The sequence below is a fragment of the Streptomyces sp. NPDC097129 genome (assembly GCF_055668065.1).
This window is the reverse complement of record NZ_JBVOQE010000008.1, coordinates 1-17,994: the sequence shown is the minus strand read 5'-3', so window position 1 is coordinate 17,994 and position 17,994 is coordinate 1. Positions and strand designations below refer to the sequence as shown.

Below are 17,994 nucleotides of genomic sequence, written 5' to 3'. Positions count from 1 at the left end.
TGTGAACCGCGAAGTGACACTGCCCCTGATCGTCGACGACCGCGGGAACCTCCAGGTGACCGCCGCCGACGTGAGCAAACTGCTCCGCACGGTGGGCACGCGGTGGGTGCGGCTCGTGGAGGCCGGGGAGAGCGGGCTCGACGAGGACACGGTGGCCGCGCTGACCATCGAGCTCGCCAAGCTCGCCGATCGCATCGACGTGGCGTGCATCGCGCACAGCAGCGGCGCGCCGTAAATCCTTCAGGCCGGTGGGCCGAGCGCCGTCCAGAACATCGCCTCGTACGCCTGGAGCAGCCTGCCGTGGCGGTGCGCCCGGTCGGGGTCCAGGCGGCCCGTCTCCAGCCCCGCGCGCACGGCGGCCTCCGCCTGCCGGTCCAGATCGGGAGCCGGTGCGGCGAAGAAGTCGAAGAAACCGCACGCCTCCTCTGCGAAGCCGTAGTGCCGCCGCAGCGCGCCGGCGATGGCCGCGCAGTAGCCGCCCCACGCCGAGAAGTTGGCGCTCAGCGCCAGCACCGCGTCGGCCGGTACGGCGTTGACGGCGAGCCAGGCGACGTAGGCGGGGTAGGCCTGGCAGCCGGGCCGCGGCCGGTACGCGGCCGTCCGTGCCGCGTCCACGCCGCACGCCTCGGTGAACGCCGCGAGCCGCTTCTCCGCCAGGGCCTCGCCGTCGGCGAGCAGGCGGAAGAAGGCCGCGGACTCGGGGTCGTCCGCCGCGCGTCCGGCCAGGTGGCCGAAGGCGCGGCGGTCGGCGGGGATCACCAGTCCCTGTTCCAGGGCGAGCGCGGCCAGGGTGTCCCGGCTCGCCTCGCCGCGGGCGATCAGCGGCACCAGCTCGTTGGCCACCGGGTCGGGGGCGAGCGCGCGCGTGGTCGTCTCCAGCAGGTCCCGGGCGGTGCCGGTCATGACGTCCTTCCCCGAGGGCTCCTGCGGGAGCCGCTCAGCTGCACGAGTAGCCGACGGGCGGGATCCAGCGCTTGCCGTCGCCGGGGGTGCCCTGGGTGGGGTGGTAGGAGAGCGGGGCCAGCAGCGTTCCGGCCTGGCTCTCGTTGCGGGTGCCGCGCCACAGGTCGACGATCTGCCAGGGCTGTCCGTCGAGCACCGTGACGGTACGGGGCTGGCCGCCGCAGGAGGTGCCGTTGATGACGCGCCGTCCGTAGACGGGGGCGCCCCAGCCGACGTTGCCGGGCGCGGTCCATCCGGAGTACAGGGAGGGCGCGGTGGCGTAGCTGGTGGGGGTTCCGGCGCAGTAGCCGCAGCCCTGGTCGGAGTAGGTGAGCACGTAGGTGCGGTGTTCGGCGTTCCAGAAGCCGCCGGGGCCCTCGATGTGGGTGAGGCCGGCGACGCCCTGGACGCCGACGCCGGTGCCGCTGTCGCCGCGGGTGTTGAGTTCCTCGATGTTGAGGGCGGTCTCCCCCGGCATGGTGCACACGATCGCCGGACGGGTGCCGGACCGTTCGATGATGCCGAAGTCCCCGTTGCCGGCGCAGACGTCGAGGGTCGGCTTGGTGTAGGTGCCGTTCGCGGCGCTCGGTCCGCAGGGGCCGGCCGGGCCGGCGCAGGTCATGACGTTGTAGGCGTTGACCTTGAATTCGGTGTGATGGCGCGGCGCGTTGAACCACAGCAGGAAGGCGCCGTCGTCCAGCCCCCAGCCGGTGCGCTGGATCATGCGCGGGTTGAAGCAGCCCTGCCCGGTGCCCCCGCAGGTCGCCTGCCAGCTCCGCTTCGCGTAGGGGTCCTCGGAGTCGGGGGCGAACAGGGGTCTGGGCGTGCTCCAGGGGCCCTGCGGGCGGCTCGCGGTGGAGACGCCGAACCCGCACCAGGGGGTGCCGTTCACATACCACTCGAAGCCGCAGGCGTACATCGAGCCGTACATGTAGTACGTGTTGCCGAAGCGTTTGACGGTGGCGTCGTGCAGGTCGAGCCCCTCGATCACGAAGGGGCGGGGGGCGGCTGCACCGGCGAGCGCCGGGGAACCGGCGCCGAGGAGCGCGGCGGCGGCGAGGATGACCGTGGCCAGGATGGCGCGGACACGAGCGGGCACGCCTTACCTCCTTTCGGGAGGCCCGACCCTACCGGCGCGCATGGCTGACTGATCGTCATGAACCGGCAACTGCACCCGTTCCAGCGACGCGCCAGGGCGCCGGGAACCGGAAGGCCCCCCGGCGGCGCGCCGAGGGGCTTTCGAGGGGGCGTGCGCTGACGGGCGGTCAGCGGATCGGCATCCCTGCGAGGGTGCGGGCGATGACCAGGCGCTGGATCTCGCTCGTGCCCTCGAAGATGGTGTAGATCGCGCTGTCACGGTGCATGCGCTCCACCGGGTACTCGCGGGTGTAGCCGTTGCCGCCGAGGATCTGGATGGCCTGGGCGGTGACCTTCTTGGCGGTCTCGCTGGCGAACAGCTTGGACATCGAGCCCTCCGCCGCGGTGAACTGCTTGCCGTTGACCGCCATCCAGGAGGCGCGCCACACCAGCAGGCGGGCGGCGTCGATCTGGGTGCGCATGTCGGCGAGCTGGAAGGCGACGCCCTGGTTGTCGATGATCGGGCGGCCGAACTGCTCACGGGTCCTGGCGTAGTCGAGGGCGACCTCGTACGCGGCACGCGCGGTTCCCACCGCCATGGCGCCTACGGCCGGACGGGACGCCTCGAAGGTGGCCATCGCGGCGTTCTTCACCCGCTCTCCACCCGCCTTGGCCTTCTCGCGGGCCCGGGCCAGGCGCTCGTCCAGCTTCTCCTTGCCGCCGAGGAGGCAGGAGCCGGGCACGCGCACGTTGTCGAGGATGACCTCGGCGGTGTGCGAGGCGCGGATGCCGTGCTTCTTGAACTTCTGACCCTGGGCGAGGCCCGGCGTGCCCGCCGGGACGATGAAGGACGCGTGACCCTTGGAACCCAGCTCCGGGTCGACGACGGCGACGACCACGTGGACGTTGGCGATGCCGCCGTTGGTCGCCCAGGTCTTCGTGCCGTTGATCACCCACTCGTCCTTGGCCTCGTCGTAGACGGCCCGGGTGCGCAGGGAGGCGACGTCGGAGCCGGCGTCGGGCTCGGAGGAGCAGAACGCGGCGACCTTGACGTCGTTCGCGTCGCCGTACATCTGCGGGATCCAGGTGCCGATCTGCTCCTCGGTGCCGTTGGCGAGGACGCCCACGGCGGCGAGGCCGGTGCCGACGATCGACAGGGCGATGCCCGCGTCGCCCCAGAACAGCTCCTCCATGGCCATGGGGATGCCGAGGCCGGTGGGGTCGAAGTACTGCTGGGCGTAGAAGTCGAGGGAGTAGATGCCGACCTTGGCGGCCTCCTGGATGACCGGCCAGGGAGTCTCCTCACGCTCGTCCCATTCGGCGGCCGCGGGGCGGATCACATCGGCGGCGAAGCCGTGGAGCCAGTCGCGGACCTCCTTCTGTTCGTCGTTGAGCTCCATGGTGAACTCGGCCATGTCCCCTCCAGCGGCAGCGCACGTGCGTGTTACTTGCGGTAACGCGAGTCTGTTACCGGCGGGTAGGAAAAGTCAACTCCCGACGCCCCCTCGGCAGCCCGTTCGAGGCGAAGGGCGCGGACAGTGTTAGTTTGCGCAGGCGTCACCGATTTAAGGACGGGTGGGGAGAGCACATGGACACCACGCAGCGGACCGAGCAGCAGCGGTCCGCCGACCGCCGGCGGCGGGAGCTGCTGGAGGCAGCCGACCGGGTGGTGCTGCGCGACGGCCCCCAGGCCTCGATGAACGCCATCGCCGCCGAGGCCGGGATCACCAAGCCGATCCTCTACCGGCACTTCGGCGACAAGGGCGGGCTGTACGCGGCGCTGGCCAAGCGGCACACGGACGCGCTCCTCGACTCGCTGCGCGCGGCCCTGGACGCCCCGGCCGAGCGCCGGGAGCGCGTGGAGTCCACGCTCGACACCTATCTCGCGGCGATCGAGGCACGCCCGCAGGTGTACCGGTTCCTGATGCATCCGGCCGAGGGCGGCGGCGCCCAGGGCGACCAGGGATTCGACGTCGGCAAGCACTCGGCGCCGCTGCTGCGCCGGATGGGCGAGGAGCTGGCCCAGGTCATCGAGGAGCGCGTCGACCTCGGCCCGGACAGCCGGCAGCTCGCCCGGGTCTGGGGCCACGGCATCGTCGGCATGATGCACGCGGCCGGCGACTGGTGGCTCGGCGAACGCCCGTGTGACCGACGGCAGTTGGTCCGCTCCCTGGCCGACCTCCTGTGGGGGCGGCTGGCCGCGGCCGGGGACAAGGCGGGCGGCCCCGGCTTCTGACGGTGCCTCGAGGGCCGGGCGTCAGCGGTGCCAGGAGGCACGGGCCACCTGGCGCATCAGCTTGCGGTGGCGCCACCCGGTCAGACGGTCGGCGTACAGCGTCCCCTCCAGGTGGTCGGCCTCATGCTGCAGACACCGGGCGAAGAACCCCGTCCCGTGCACGGTGACCGGCTCTCCGGTCACCGTGAACCCCTCGACCACCGCGTGGTCGTAGCGTTCGGTGCCCGCTTCCAGCCCGGGCAGGGACAGACACCCCTCCGGCCCGCGCAGCGACACCCCGTCGGCCTCGACCAGCCGCGGGTTCACCACATGTCCCAGATGCCGGACATCGTCGTCGTCCGGGCAGTCGTACACGAAGACCCTCAGGTCCGCCCCGACCTGGTTCGCGGCCAGCCCCACCCCCCGCGCCGCGTACATCGTGGCGAACAAGTCCTCCACCAGGGCGGCCAGTTCCGGGCCGAAGTCGACGACCTCCCGGCACGGCCGGCGCAGCACCGGGTCGCCGAGCAGGGTGAGGGGCCGGACGCGCCCGCGGGCGCCCGGGATCGAGCCGTGTCGCATGACGGAAAGGGTACGGTCACCGGTAGCCCCCGCCCGCCGCGCAGAGGTGGGCCGTGGTTCGGGAGTGCGAATGGATCTCGATAGGCTGAGGCACACACCACGTGGCCGTCAGGCTTCAAAGGCTTCGAGGCGCGGCGCGTACGCAAGGAGGATCGAGAACTGATGGCAGGCAACTCGGACCCGCTCACGCCGCGGGCCAAGCTGGCCGTGACCGCGGGCAAGGCGGTCGCGGCGGCATCGCGCGCAGCGGGGCGCGGCAGCGGTTCGGTGATCGGCGGCCGGGTCGCCCTCAGGCTCGACCCCGACCTGCTCGCCAAGCTCGCCCAGAACCTGGACGTGATCCTCGTCTCGGCGACGAACGGCAAGACCACCACCACCCGGCTCATCGCCGAGGCGCTGCGCGCGGCCGGTCCGGTGGTGTCCAACGCGCTCGGCGCGAACATGCCGGCCGGCATCACCTCCGCCCTCGCGGGCGGCTCGGAAGCCCGCTACGCCGTGATCGAGGTCGACGAGAAGTACCTCGCGGGCGTCGCCCGGGACACCGAGCCCAAGTGCATCGCGCTGCTCAACCTCTCCCGCGACCAGCTGGACCGCGCCGCCGAGACCCGGATGCTCGCCGAGAACTGGCGCGAGGGCCTGGCCGGCACCAAGGCCGTCGTCGTCGCGAACTGCGACGACCCGCTGGTGGTGTGGGCCGCGTCCTCCTCCCCCAATGTGATCTGGGTAGCGGCGGGACAGATGTGGAAGGACGACGCCTGGTCCTGCCCGTCCTGCGGCGGTGTGATGCAGCGTCCCGGCGACGACTGGTTCTGCGGCGAGTGCGGCTTCCGCCGCCCCGCGCCCAGCTGGGCCCTGCACGGCGAGCACGTGCTGGACCCGCACGGCTCCGCCTGGCCGATCCACCTCCAGCTGCCGGGCCGCGCCAACAAGGCCAACGCCGCCTCCTCCGCGGCCGTCGCCGCCGTCTTCGGGGTGCCGCCGCAGGTCGCGCTGGAGCGCATGTACCAGGTGCAGGCGGTCGCCGGACGCTACGACGTGGTCCAGTTCGAGGGCCGTGACCTGCGGCTGCTGCTGGCGAAGAACCCGGCCGGCTGGCTGGAGACCTTCTCGCTGATCGACCCGCCGCCGACCCCGGTGATCCTGTCCGTGAACGCGCGCGGCGCCGACGGCACCGACACCTCCTGGCTGTGGGACGTCGACTACACGCGGCTGACCGGGCACCCGATCGTCGTGATCGGCGACCGGCGACTGGACCTCGCGGTGCGACTGGAGGTTGCCAACCAGCAGTTCCAGGTCTGCGACACCCTCGATCAGGCCGTGCAGCTGTGCCCGCCGGGCCGTATCGAGGTCATCGCCAACTACACCGCCTTCCAGGACCTGCGCCGCCGCGTCGGCAACTGACACTTCAGGGGACTTTTGTGAGCGACAACAGCCTGCGGGTCGTGTGGGTCTACCCCGACCTGCTCTCCACCTACGGCGACCAGGGCAACGTCCTCGTCGTGGAGCGCCGGGCGCGCCAGCGGGGCCTGGACGTGGCCCGGCTCGACGTGCGCAGCGACCAGCCGATCCCGACCTCCGGCGACATCTACCTGGTCGGCGGCGGCGAGGACCGCCCGCAGCGGCTCGCGGCCGAGCGGCTGCGCCGCGACGGCGGGCTGACCCGCGCGGTGGACAACGGCGCGATCGTGTTCTCGGTGTGCGCCGGCTACCAGATCCTCGGCCACGAGTTCATCAACGACCTCGGTCAGCGCGAGCCCGGCCTCGGCCTGCTCGACGTGGTCTCGGTGCGCGGCGAGGGCGCGCGGTGCGTCGGCGACGTGCTCGGCGACATCGACCCGCAGCTCGGCCTGCCGCAGCTGACCGGTTTCGAGAACCACCAGGGCGTCACCCACCTCGGCCCGTCGGCCCGCGCGCTGGCCCAGGTGCGCTTCGGCAACGGCAACGGCACGGGCGACGGCACCGAGGGCGCGTACAACGGCACCGTCTTCGGTACGTACATGCACGGCCCGGTGCTGGCCCGCAACCCGCTGATCGCCGATCTGCTGCTGAAGCTGGCGCTCGACGTCAACGCGCTGCCCCCGGTCGACGACCGCTGGTACGAGGCGCTGCGCGGCGAGCGCATCGCGGCGGCACAGCAGCCCGCGTAAGCCGCCGTGCACCCCGGTTCCGGCCGGGGTTCACCAGCCCGTCTGACGCCTCGTCCGCACAGGTGAGCGGGGTGTTCCAGCAGGCGGACGCGTGGTGCTCTCCGGCCCCCCTGAGCCGCTAGGGTGGCGGGGATTCGAGCCGGACAGCGCGGTCCGGTCCCAGCCCTGTGGAGAAGGTTGTTTCGGGCTATGCGCATTGGTGTCCTCACGTCCGGCGGTGACTGCCCCGGTCTGAACGCCGTCATCCGGTCCGTTGTGCACCGCGCCGTCGCCGACCACGGCGACGAGGTCATCGGTTTCCGGGACGGCTGGAAGGGCCTCCTGGACTGCGACTACCTCAAGCTGGACCTTGACGCGGTGGGCGGCATCCTCGCCCGCGGCGGCACCATCCTCGGCTCCTCCCGGGTCCAGCCCTCGCATCTGCGCGACGGTGTGGAGCGGGCGAAGGGGCATGTCGCGGAGCTGGGTCTCGACGCGATCATCCCGATCGGCGGAGAGGGCACGCTCAAGGCGGCCCGGCTGATGTCCGACAGCGGACTGCCGATCGTCGGCGTGCCGAAGACCATCGACAACGACATCGCTGTCACCGACGTCACGTTCGGCTTCGACACGGCGGTCGGGGTGGCGACGGAGGCCCTGGACCGGCTGAAGACCACCGCCGAGTCCCACCAGCGTGTGCTGGTCGTGGAGGTCATGGGCCGTCACACCGGGTGGATCGCCCTGCACTCCGGCATGGCGGCCGGCGCCCACGCGATCGTCGTCCCGGAGCGCCCCTTCGACATCGAGGAGCTGGCGGCGCGGGTCGGCGAGCGGTTCGACGCGGGCAAGCGGTTCGCGATCGTCGTCGCGGCGGAGGGCGCCAAGCCCAAGGCCGGTTCGATGGACTTCGACGAGGGCGGCAAGGACATCTACGGGCACGAGCGGTTCGCCGGCATCGCCCGGCAGCTGTCGGTCGAGCTGGAGCGACGGCTCGGCAAGGAGGCCCGGCCGGTGATCCTCGGGCACGTGCAGCGGGGCGGCACGCCGACCGCGTACGACCGGGTGCTGGCGACGCGGTTCGGGTGGCATGCGGTGGAGGCGGTGCACGCGGGGCGCTTCGGGCAGATGACGGCGCTGCGGGGCACGGACATCGTGATGGTGCCGTTGGCGGAGGCCGTGGAGACGCTGAAGACGGTTCCGGACGAGCGGTACGCCGAGGCGGAGTGCGTTCTGTAGGACGGTGGCTTGCCCGGACCCCGGTCACTGGCGTGGCCGGGGTTCGCCGTACCCTGAGTGCCGACAGAAAACGCACAACCCCCCACGAATCAGGAGCCGGCGGATGGAGCACAGCGGGCACGGCATGGTCATGGATCTGCCGCCGTTCACGCTGGGACGTGGTCTTCAGTGGTCGGCGGACCCCTTCTTCCTCGTGGCCTGCCTGCTCGGGCTGGCGCTGTACGGCTGGGGGGTGCTGCGGCTGAAGCGGCGCGGCGACGCCTGGCCGGTGAGCCGGACCGTGTCGTACGCCGTCGGTGTGCTGACGGTCGCGCTGATGATGTGCACCAGGCTGAACGACTACGGCATGGTCATGTTCTCCGTGCACATGGTGCAGCACATGGTGATCAGCATGCTGTCGCCGATCCTGATCCTGCTCGGCGCGCCGATCACCCTGGCCCTGCGGGCGCTGCCGACGGCCGGCCGGGGCCGCAAGGGGCCCCGTGAGCTGCTGCTGATGCTGCTGCACAGCCGGTACATGCGGATCATCACGCACCCGGCGTTCACGATCCCGCTGTTCATCGCCAGCCTGTACGCGCTGTACTTCTCTCCCCTGTTCGACTTCCTGATGGGCTCCAGGACCGGGCACGTCGCGATGATGGTGCACTTCCTCGCCGTCGGCGTGGTGTTCTTCTGGCCGATCATCGGCGTGGACCCGGGCCCGCACCGGCCGGGGCACCTGATGCGGATGCTGGAGCTGTTCGCGGGTATGCCGTTCCACGCGTTCTTCGGCATCGCGCTGATGATGGCGTCGGAGCCGATGGTGGGCACCTTCAAGAACCCGCCGGCCTCGCTCGGCATCGAGGCGCTGTCGGACCAGAACGCGGCGGGCGGTATCGCCTGGGCGTTCAGCGAGATCCCGTCGGTGCTGGTGCTGATCGCGCTGCTGTTCCAGTGGTACGGCTCCGAGCAGCGGCAGGCCCGCCGCACGGACCGCGCCGCCGACCGGGACGGCGACAAGGAGCTGGAGGCGTACAACGCCTACCTGGCGTCGCTCGGCACCCGCAGCGACTGACGCGGCTGCCCGCCCGCACGCACGCGGCGGCAGAACCCGCCCCAGCGGGAGGGCCCCGCGGTCACGGCCACGGCCCGGCCGGGCTCGGACGCCTGAGGGCGTACGGCCGCTGGGATCCGGGCGGGTGCCGCGCGCTGGAGGCGGGCGCGGGGCGCGCTTCGGCGCGCTCGGCCGGGACCGCGCCCCGGCGGCCACCGCCCCGCCGCACGCGGCCGCACGCACGCACCGACTCGTGCGGCTGCCCGCCCGCACCGACTGATCGGTGCAGCGCCGGGCGCCCTTGCGGCGATCGGGGGCACCATGGAGGGGAGCCGACCATGAGGAGGGTGTCGCGATGCCCGGTTCCGTTCCCGGTTCCACGCCTGGTTCCACCAAGGCCATGGGTGCCGTCACCCTCGGCGGACTGGTCGTCGTGACGGCGTACACGGTGGCCCTCGGCAGCAACGGCTGGCTGTGGTTCGGCTGGGTCGTGCTGGGCCTGATCACCCTCGGGATGGCCGCCACCCGCACCACCTGATCCTCCCGGACGGCGAACGCCCGGCGGCCCCGCGCGCCCTGGATACAGTGCGGACATGAACAGCAGGCCCACCCCGTTCGACGAGCTCGACCGGAAGATCGTCACCGCGCTCATGGACAACGCCCGCACGAGCTTCGCCGAGATCGGTGCGGCCGTCGGGCTGTCGGCGACGGCGGTGAAACGGCGCGTGGACCGGCTGCGTGAGACCGGGGTGATCACCGGGTTCACGGCGACGGTGAAGCCGTCGGCGCTGGGCTGGCGCACGGAGGCGTACGTCGAGGTGTACTGCGAGGGCGCGGCCCCGCCGCGGCGGCTCGCGGAGGTGGTGCGCAACCACCCGGAGATCACGGCGGCCATGACGGTGACCGGCGGGGCGGACGCCCTGCTGCACGTGCGGGCCCGCGACGTGGAGCACTTCGAGGAGGTGCTGGAGCGCATCCGTACCGAGCCGTTCATCCGGAAGACGATCAGCGTGATGGTGCTGTCCCATCTCATCCCGGAGTCTCCCGAAGCGGGCGCCAGCCAGGTCGCCCCGGACGGCGCAGCAGACGTGCGTTGAGCGGCTTCACAACGCAGTGATCCTGCGTGAACACGCAGCTGTCGTTGCTTGTCGGTCGTCCACGTCAGTTTCTACCTTGGTGTCAACCCTCAGTCGACACCCAGGAAACGGAGGTACCCCTCTGTGACCGACAGCCGTGTGCCGCGCCGGCGGCGCTTCCTCGTCTGCGAACCCAGACACTTCGCCGTGCAGTACGCGATCAACCCCTGGATGCATCCCGACAGGCCCGTCGACGTCGACCTCGCCCAGCGGCAGTGGCAGGACCTGATCGGCGCCTACCTCGCCCACGGGCACACCGTCGAGGCGGTCGCCCCCGTCCCGGGCCTGCCGGACATGGTCTTCGCCGCGAACTCCGCGGTCGTCGTCGGCGGCCGCGTGTTCGGCTCGCTCTTCCACGCGGCCGAGCGCCGCCCGGAGTCCACCCACTACGACACATGGTTCAAGACGGCCGGCTACGACGTCTACCGGCCCGAGAACGTCTGCGAGGGCGAGGGCGACCTCGTCTGGACCGGCCGCTACGTGCTGGCCGGCACCGGGTTCCGCACGACCCGGGAGGCGCACCGCGAGGTGCAGGAGTTCTTCGGGCACCCGGTGATCAGCCTGACGCTCGTGGACCCGCGCTTCTACCATCTGGACACGGCGCTGTTCGTGCTGGACGACGGGCCGAAGGAGAACATCGCGTACTACCCGGAGGCGTTCTCGCCGGGCAGCCGTGAGGTGCTGCAGCGGCTGTACCCGGACGCGGTGCTCGCCACCGAGCAGGACGCCCTCGCCTTCGGTCTGAACTCCGTCTCCGACGGCCGCCACGTCTTCATCGCCCCGCAGGCCGAGACGCTCGCCGCCCGGCTGGACGAGCACGGCTATGTCCCCGTTCCCGTCGACCTGTCGGAGTTCCGCAAGGCAGGCGGCGGCATCAAGTGCTGCACCCAGGAGATCCGCTGATGAGCGCACCCGCCCGCGTCCGTACCTCCGCCGAGCTGATCGGCGCCGAGGAGCCCGTCCTCGCGCAGAACTACCACCCGCTGCCCGTGGTCGTCGCCCGCGCCGAGGGCGCCTGGGTGGAGGACGTCGAGGGGCGCCGCTATCTGGACATGCTGGCCGGTTACTCGGCGCTCAACTTCGGCCACCGCCATCCGGCGCTGATCGAGGCGGCGCACCGGCAGCTCGACCGGCTGACGCTCACCTCCCGGGCGTTCCACAACGACCAGCTGGCGGAGTTCGCCGAGCGGCTCACCGCGCTGACCGGCCTGGACATGGTCCTGCCCATGAACACCGGCGCCGAGGCCGTGGAGAGCGGCATCAAGGTGGCCCGCAAGTGGGCGTACGACGTCAAGGGCGTACCGGCGGACCAGGCCACGATCGTGGTCGCCGCGGAGAACTTCCACGGCCGCACGACGACGGTCGTCGGGTTCTCCACGGACGAGACCGCCCGCGACGGCTTCGGGCCCTTCGCGCCCGGCTTCCGGATCGTGCCGTACAACGACCTCGCCGCGATCGAGGCGGCCGTCGACGAGACGACGGCGGCGGTGCTGATCGAGCCGATCCAGGGCGAGGCCGGGGTGATCATCCCGGACGACGGCTACCTGGCGGGCGTGCGCGAGCTGACCCGGCGGACCAACACGCTGTTCGTCGCGGACGAGATCCAGTCGGGCCTGGGCCGCACCGGCCGCACGCTGGCCGTGGAGCACGAGAACGTCATGCCCGACGTGCTGCTGCTCGGCAAGGCGCTCGGCGGCGGGATCGTCCCGGTGTCGGCGGTGGTGGCGACCCGTGAGGTCCTCGGGGTGCTGCACCCGGGTGAGCACGGTTCGACCTTCGGCGGCAACCCGCTCGCGGCGGCGGTCGGCACGGCCGTGATCGGGCTGCTGGAGTCCGGCGAGTTCCAGCGCCGGGCCGCCGAGCTGGGCGAGGTGCTGCGCACGGGGCTGTCCGCGCTGACCGGCCGCGGGGTGGTCGGCTTCCGCGCACGCGGCCTGTGGGCGGGCGTCGACGTGGACCCGGCGATCGGCACCGGACGGGAGATCAGCGAGCGGCTGATGCGGGAGGGCTTCCTGGTCAAGGACACCCACGGCTCCACCATCCGGCTGGCCCCGCCGCTGACGGTCACCCGCGAGGAGCTGGAGTCGGCGCTGGGCGCGCTGGAGAAGGTCCTCGCACAGTGACCTGACCCGGCGCCCACCGTGGTCGGGGTCTTGCGGTGACCCGAGGGGCCGCTCGCTTCGGCGGGCGGCCCTTCGGACACACGGGGGCCAGGGTCGGTCCCCGGGGCCCCGTGCGGGCGCGCTCAGGCGCGGGCAGCCGCCCCGTCCCTCCCGCGGTGGCCCCCGCACCCCCTTTCAGGCAGGGTGAAGGGGGACGGGGGCGAGAGGTGGTGGACCACTGTCAGCGACAGAGAGGCCGCCCGTGGGTGCTCACGAGGAGCCGGACGTGACCGGCCGGCGGTTCGACGTGGCGGACGCCGCGCCGGTGCTGCTCGACGCCCAGGGCCTCGTCACGGGGTGGACCAGCGCCGCCGAGCGGCTGCTCGGATACCCGGCCCCGGAAGTGGTCGGCAAACAGCTCGCGGACGTGCTGACCGGCGCGGACGCCGAGCGCGCACCCGAGGTGCTGGAGCGCTGCCGGGTGGACGGTGGCTGGGCCGGGCTGCTCACTGCCCGCTGCAAGGGCGGCCCCGCGACCCGGCTCATGGTGCGCGTCACCGCCGCCGAGGAGTCCCGCGGCCCCTCCCGCTGGCTGGCCCTGCTGTCGAAGGTGACCGGTGGCCCCGGCTGGGACATGAGCCGCACCGTGCTGGAACAGATGGTGGCGGGTTCCCCCATCGGCATCGCCGTGCTGGACACCGATCTGAGGTTCGTGTGGTCGAACGAGGCGCTGGCCCGGTACGGCGGCGCCCCCGCCGGGAAGCGGCTCGGGCTGCGCCTGGCCGATGTGCAGCCGGGGCTGGACGCGGAGGCGATCGAGGAGCAGATGCGGCGGGTGCTCGCCACCGGCGAACCGGTGACCGGATACGAGCACGTGGGCCACGTCCGCGCGACCCCGCTGCGCGAGACCGCGCACATGATGTCGTTCACCCGGCTCGAGGACGAAGACGGCCGTCCGACGGGCGTGTACTACACGGTCGTCGACATCAGTGAGCGGCGCCGCGCCCAGCAGCGGCTCGCGCTGCTGGACCGGGCGGGCGAGCAGATCGGCCGCAGCCTGGACCTGATGCGCACCGCGCAGGAGCTGGCCGACGTGGCGGTGCCGGCGCTGGCCGACTTCGTCGCCGTCGACCTGCTCGAGGACGTGCTGCACGGCGGTGAACCGGCGGGCGCGCCGGCGCCCGGACAGGAGGCGGTGACGCTGCGCCGGGCCGCCCACCGTTCGGTCTCCCCCGGCGTGCCCGAAGCCGTGGTGGAGATCGGGCACGTCGCCACCTACCGGCCCGGTTCCGCCCCGGTGCGGTGTCTGGCCACGGGCCGCTCCTGGCGGGAGGAACGGCTCGACCCGGCCGACCGCCCGTGGGCCGCGGACGCGCCCGGCAGCCGGGAGGCCACCTTCGGCGAACTGACCCTGCACAGCGGGATGGTGGTGCCGCTGCGGGCCCGGGGCGTCACCCTCGGCATCACGACGTTCTACCGGCGCCACCGTCCCGACTCCTTCGACGCCGCCGACCTCAGTCTCGCCGAGGACTTCGTCTCCCGGGCCGCGGTCTGTCTGGACAACGCCCGCCGCTACACCCGCGAACGCGAGGCGGCCCTCGTCCTGCAGCGCAGCCTGCTCCCGCACCGGCTGCCCGAGCAGGACGCGGTGGAGGTGGCCGCCTGCTACCGCCCGGCCGACGAGCTGACCGGGCTCGGCGGCGACTGGTACGACCTGATCCCGCTGTCCGGGGCCCGGGTGGCCCTGGTGGTGGGCGAGGCACCCGGGCACGGCATCGACGCGGCCGCCGCGATGGGACGGCTGCGCACCGCCGTACGGACCCTGGCCGCGCTCGATCTGCCGCCCGAGGAGGTGCTGGCCCACCTCGACGACCTGGTGGCGCCGCGCCCGGCCCTCGAGGAGGGCGGCGAGGCGGGCATCGAGGGCGGGGAGAGCGCGCACTCCGTGGGCTCCGGCTGCGTCTACGTCGTGTACGACCCGGTCGACGGGCGGTGCAGGATGGCGGCCGCGGGGCATCCCGCGCCGGCCGTGGTGCTGCCCGACGGCACGGTGCGCTTCGTCGAACTGCCGCAGGGTCCGCCGCTCGGGGTGGGCGGGCCGCCGTTCGAGTCGGTGGAACTGGTGCTTCCCGAGGGCAGCACGCTGGCGTTGCACACGGACGGGCTGCTGACCGACGGCCGGCACGGGACGGGCGACGCCGACCGGTCCCGGCTGCGGCGTGCCCTGCGCGAGGCGGCGCCCTCCCTCGACGTGCGCTGCCGGGCCCTGGTCGAGGCGCTGGTGCCGAGCCGCCCGCACGACGACGTGGCGCTGCTGCTGGCCCGCACCAAGCGGCTGAGCGGCCGGCAGGTCGCCGGCTGGGAGCTGCCCCGCGATCCCGCGGCGGTCGCCGACGCGCGCCGCACGGCGTGCCGGCAGCTGTCCGACTGGGGCCTGGACGAGCTGGCGTTCACCACCGAGCTGGTGGTCAGCGAGCTGGTCACGAACGCCATCCGGTACGCCGGGGGTCCGATCCGGCTGCGGCTGATCCGGGAGCGGACCCTGGTCTGCGAGGTTTTCGACGGGGGTGCCACCGCGCCGCATGTGCGCCATCCGCGCACCACGGACGAGGGCGGCCGGGGGCTGCTGCTGGTCTCGCAGCTCGCCCAGCGCTGGGGCACCCGGTTCGTGCCCGACGGGAAGATCATCTGGGCCGAGCAGCCCCTTGCGGGTGCGGAGGCGTGACGTGCGGGACGCTATCGACTACACAGCTGTCTTCCAGTCCCTGCCGGGCGCGGTGTCGATCCTGACGCCCGAGCTGGTGTTCGCCGACGCCAACCGGGAGTTCCTGCGCGGCGCCGGGCGTACCCGTGAGCAGGTCGTCGGCCGTCATCTGTTCGACGTCTTCCCGGACAACCCCAACGATCCGTCGGCGTCCGGGCAGCGCAATCTGGCCGCGTCGCTGCACCGGGTGCTCGCGACCGGGGAGCGCGACGCGATGGCTCTGCAGCGCTACGACGTGGAGAGCGCCGAACGGCCGGGCGAGTGGGACGAGCGCTACTGGAGCCCCGTCAACGCGCCGGTGTTCGGCCCGGACGGCGAGGTGGCGTTGCTCGTGCACCGGGTGGAGGAGGTCACCGAGCTGATCCGGGCGCGTGGCGGTCACTCGGGCAGCCGGGCCCGGGTGCTGGAGGCCGAGCTGTACAGCCGGGCCCGGGAGCTTCAGGCGCTGAACGAGCGGCTGAGGGACGCGCACGCCCGGGAGCGCGAGGTGGCGCTGGCGCTCCAGGAGGCGATGCTGCCGGCGCCGCGGCAGATCCGGCACCGGGGCGCGGCGGTGCGCTACCGCCCGGCGGTCGGCGCGCTGAACGTGTGCGGGGACTGGTACGACCTGGTGGACCTGGTCGGCGGTCATCGTCTCGGTGTCTCGGTGGGCGACGTGGTCGGCCACGGGCTGGAGGCCGCCGGGGTGATGGGCCAGTTGCGCAGCGCGCTGAGCGCCGCCTCCCGGGTCGCCGCCGGGCCCGGGCAGGCACTGGACGTGCTCGGCCGGTACGCGGGCGTGGTGAACGGGGCGGAGTCGGCCACGGCGGTCACCGCGTTCGTCGACTTCGACGCCCGCACCATCACCTACAGCAGCGCCGGCCATCCCCCGCCGGTGCTCGTGCACGCCGACGGGCGGGTGGAGTTCCTCGACCAGGCCACCGACCCGCCGCTGGACGCCCCTCCCGACCCGCTGCCGCGCGTCCAGGCGGCGACGGCGTACACGGCCGGCGCCACCCTCGTGCTGTACACCGACGGGCTGGTCGAGCGCCGCCGGGAGGACATCGACACCGGCCTGGCCCGCCTCGCCGACGCCGTCCTGCTGGAGCTCCTGCCCCCGGGTGGCGCGACCGACGACACGGCCCTGGTCATCGTCCGGCTGTGATGCCCCAGAGCCTGTACACGAAGCGCGTCTGCTTGCGGCGGCCTTCCGCCCTCCGCTCAGACGGATTCGCCGAGCGGCGAGGCGTTGTGCCCTCGCCCCCGCGGGACATCGGTGCGGGCCGCGCCGGCCGACTTCTCCAGCTCGACGTTGAACTGAGCACCGAACAGCAGGGCCAGATTCGACAGCCACAGCCAGACGAGGAAGACCACGACGCCCGCCAACGGGCCGTAGAGCCGGTGATAGGTGCTCATGTGGTCGGCGTACAGGGTGAAGCCGAGCGAGACGGCCAGCAGGAGCACGACCGCCAGGGCCCCGCCCGGTGCCATCTTCCGCAGCGGCCTCGCCGAAGCGGGTCCCGAACGGTACAGCACGAGCACCAGGGCGACCGCGACGACGGCCAGCACCGGCCACCGCAGTACGGCCCAGGCCGCCTGCGGCACGCCGCCCCAGGCCATCGCGCGGCTCAGCCGCCCCGCCAGGCTTCCGGTCACCAGCAGCGCGAGTGTGGTGGCCAGGAGCAGCAGGATCAGCACGACGGTGGTCAGCACGACGCGCGGAGCGGTGCGCCACACCGGCCGGTGGGCGCTGACCTGGTGCATGGCGTGCAGGCCCCTGCGGAAGACGCTCAAGTAGCTGCAACCCGACCAGAGGGCGCCGGTCGCGCCGAAGGACAGCAGCGCCCACGTCGCCGACGACTGCCCGGCCATCTGACGCAGGGCGTCGCGCAGCAGGCCGCGTGAGGCCAGAGGGACCGCCTGCGTCAGCCGGTCGATCACACCGGGCTTCGCTGCGGGAACGGTCAGACCCAGCACGGAAAGGATCACCAGCAGCACGGGGAACAGCGCCAGAACCGCGTAATAGGTGAGGGCGGCCGCCCAGTCGGTGATGTCGTCGTTCCACACCGCCACCGGCGTCCGGCGCAGCGCCGCCCACCACCGGCTCGCCCGGCCACCTGCCTCGTGCATGGTCAGATGCTCCCACACCGCGCCGGGACGCCGGGGCCGGCTCTTTGCGCCGGGACGCCGGGGCCGGCTCTTTCGGTGTGCTCCGGCCCGGTCAGCGCTTGGCGAGCCGCTCGAGCAGGGCGGCGCTCCGTGCCGGCAGCGCCCGCTCCTCGTCCGTGAGCTCGGCCTCGATGGCCTGCGCCAGCCAACGGGCCCTGCGGCCGCGCTCCGCTTCGAGCGCTACGCGGGCCGCTCCGCACTGCGCGGTGTCCGACCGCCGGGTGGCCGGCGGTCGGTCCCGCAGCCGGTCCCGCAGCCGGTCCGGCGGTCGGTCCAGCGGTCTGGCCCCGCGGGCCGGTCCGGCAGACGTTCCGGCGGTCAGTCCGTGGTGAGCATGCCCTCGCGCAGGCGGGCCAGGAGCCGGGTGATCAGCCGGGAGACGTGCATCTGGGAGACTCCGAGGCGTTCGCCGATCTGGGCCTGGGTGAGTTCCTCGATGAAGCGCCAGTGGATGATCTGACGGTCACGCTCGCCGAGTGCGGCGATCATCGGGGCCAGAGTGCGGAAGTCCTCGACCAGGGCGAGGGCGGCGTCCTCACTGCCGATGAAGTCCGCCAGCGCGGCCTCACCGTCCTCACTGCTGTTGATCGCCGCGTCCAGGGAGGACGAGTTGTAGCCGTTGGAGGCCAGCTG

At 72.7% G+C, this 17,994-nt stretch carries 19 protein-coding genes and 1 pseudogene; 13 read left to right on the top strand and 7 right to left on the bottom strand.

Translation table 11 applies throughout. The annotated features are described in order from the left end of the window. The first annotated feature begins 1 nt into the window (after position 1). Entirely contained in the window at positions 2-235 is a 234-nt protein-coding gene (locus AC0B9F_RS22735) for a DUF6213 family protein (protein ID WP_361626307.1), read from the top strand. Between the two features lie 5 nt (positions 236-240). Here AC0B9F_RS22735 and AC0B9F_RS22730 read toward each other — a convergent pair whose 3' ends face one another. The 3 genes from AC0B9F_RS22730 to AC0B9F_RS22720 all read right to left on the bottom strand — a co-directional run bounded on the left by AC0B9F_RS22730 (position 241) and on the right by AC0B9F_RS22720 (position 3,434). After that, positions 241-903: a thiaminase II/PqqC family protein gene (locus AC0B9F_RS22730; protein WP_472005376.1), complete on the bottom strand. Its 663-nt coding sequence runs from the start codon at positions 901-903 to the stop codon at positions 241-243. Positions 904-937: 34 nt separating this feature from the next. After that, entirely contained in the window at positions 938-2,041 is a 1,104-nt protein-coding gene (locus AC0B9F_RS22725) for a glycoside hydrolase family protein (RefSeq protein ID WP_472005375.1), read from the bottom strand. Between the two features lie 166 nt (positions 2,042-2,207). Continuing rightward, positions 2,208-3,434, bottom strand: a complete 1,227-nt coding sequence (locus AC0B9F_RS22720) for an acyl-CoA dehydrogenase family protein (RefSeq protein WP_472005374.1) — start codon at positions 3,432-3,434, stop codon at positions 2,208-2,210. A 173-nt stretch (positions 3,435-3,607) separates the two neighbouring features. Here AC0B9F_RS22720 and AC0B9F_RS22715 point away from each other — a divergent pair, with 173 nt between their 5' ends. After that, positions 3,608-4,255 (top strand): TetR/AcrR family transcriptional regulator, encoded by a 648-nt coding sequence (locus AC0B9F_RS22715; RefSeq protein WP_471187204.1) that lies wholly within the window; start codon positions 3,608-3,610, stop codon positions 4,253-4,255. Positions 4,256-4,276: 21 nt separating this feature from the next. Here the strand turns inward: AC0B9F_RS22715 and def are convergent, their stop codons facing one another. Next, positions 4,277-4,816 carry a peptide deformylase gene (def, locus tag AC0B9F_RS22710; RefSeq protein ID WP_472005372.1) on the bottom strand — a complete coding sequence of 180 codons (540 nt, stop codon included), beginning with the start codon at positions 4,814-4,816 and terminating at the stop codon, positions 4,277-4,279. Positions 4,817-4,978: 162 nt separating this feature from the next. On the opposite strand from def, the gene AC0B9F_RS22705 reads away from it, so the two are divergent. From AC0B9F_RS22705 to AC0B9F_RS22655, 11 genes are all read left to right on the top strand, one after another. After that, positions 4,979-6,217, top strand: a complete 1,239-nt coding sequence (locus AC0B9F_RS22705) for a DUF1727 domain-containing protein (RefSeq protein ID WP_472005370.1) — start codon at positions 4,979-4,981, stop codon at positions 6,215-6,217. A 17-nt stretch (positions 6,218-6,234) separates the two neighbouring features. Continuing rightward, positions 6,235-6,963, top strand: a complete 729-nt coding sequence (locus AC0B9F_RS22700) for a type 1 glutamine amidotransferase (RefSeq protein WP_472005368.1) — start codon at positions 6,235-6,237, stop codon at positions 6,961-6,963. Between the two features lie 189 nt (positions 6,964-7,152). Then, positions 7,153-8,178, top strand: coding sequence for a 6-phosphofructokinase (locus AC0B9F_RS22695; protein WP_472005366.1), 1,026 nt, complete (start codon positions 7,153-7,155; stop codon positions 8,176-8,178). 103 nt (positions 8,179-8,281) lie between these two features. Continuing rightward, entirely contained in the window at positions 8,282-9,232 is a 951-nt protein-coding gene (locus AC0B9F_RS22690) for a cytochrome c oxidase assembly protein (protein ID WP_472005364.1), read from the top strand. A gap of 124 nt (positions 9,233-9,356) precedes the next feature. Next, positions 9,357-9,491, top strand: coding sequence for a hypothetical protein (locus AC0B9F_RS22685; protein WP_472005362.1), 135 nt, complete (start codon positions 9,357-9,359; stop codon positions 9,489-9,491). Positions 9,492-9,566: 75 nt separating this feature from the next. Next, positions 9,567-9,749 (top strand): hypothetical protein, encoded by a 183-nt coding sequence (locus AC0B9F_RS22680; protein WP_361626337.1) that lies wholly within the window; start codon positions 9,567-9,569, stop codon positions 9,747-9,749. Between the two features lie 55 nt (positions 9,750-9,804). Beyond that, the gene (locus AC0B9F_RS22675; protein WP_472005361.1) at positions 9,805-10,308 is read left to right on the top strand and encodes an Lrp/AsnC family transcriptional regulator; all 504 of its coding nucleotides are present in this window, start codon (positions 9,805-9,807) and stop codon (positions 10,306-10,308) included. 123 nt (positions 10,309-10,431) lie between these two features. Further along, a complete protein-coding gene (ddaH, locus tag AC0B9F_RS22670) occupies positions 10,432-11,250 on the top strand; it encodes a dimethylargininase (RefSeq protein WP_472005359.1) in 819 nt (272 codons plus the stop codon). After that, positions 11,250-12,470: an ornithine--oxo-acid transaminase gene (gene rocD / locus AC0B9F_RS22665; RefSeq protein WP_472005357.1), complete on the top strand. Its 1,221-nt coding sequence runs from the start codon at positions 11,250-11,252 to the stop codon at positions 12,468-12,470. Before ddaH ends, rocD begins: the two co-directional genes overlap by 1 nt. 241 nt (positions 12,471-12,711) lie before the next feature. Continuing rightward, a complete protein-coding gene (locus tag AC0B9F_RS22660; RefSeq protein WP_472005356.1) occupies positions 12,712-15,174 on the top strand; it encodes a SpoIIE family protein phosphatase in 2,463 nt (820 codons plus the stop codon). 1 nt (position 15,175) lies between these two features. Beyond that, positions 15,176-16,357, top strand: a complete 1,182-nt coding sequence (locus AC0B9F_RS22655) for a PP2C family protein-serine/threonine phosphatase (RefSeq protein ID WP_472005354.1) — start codon at positions 15,176-15,178, stop codon at positions 16,355-16,357. Positions 16,358-16,413: 56 nt separating this feature from the next. Here the strand turns inward: AC0B9F_RS22655 and AC0B9F_RS22650 are convergent, their stop codons facing one another. From AC0B9F_RS22650 to AC0B9F_RS22640, 3 genes and pseudogenes are all read right to left on the bottom strand, one after another. After that, positions 16,414-17,322 carry a YihY/virulence factor BrkB family protein gene (locus tag AC0B9F_RS22650; RefSeq protein WP_472005352.1) on the bottom strand — a complete coding sequence of 303 codons (909 nt, stop codon included), beginning with the start codon at positions 17,320-17,322 and terminating at the stop codon, positions 16,414-16,416. Between the two features lie 91 nt (positions 17,323-17,413). Continuing rightward, positions 17,414-17,554 (bottom strand): annotated as a pseudogene (locus tag AC0B9F_RS22645) (MarR family transcriptional regulator); the annotation flags it as partial. A gap of 125 nt (positions 17,555-17,679) precedes the next feature. Beyond that, on the bottom strand, positions 17,680-17,994 hold a 315-nt coding region (locus AC0B9F_RS22640; protein ID WP_472005351.1), incomplete at its 5' end, for a sigma-70 family RNA polymerase sigma factor.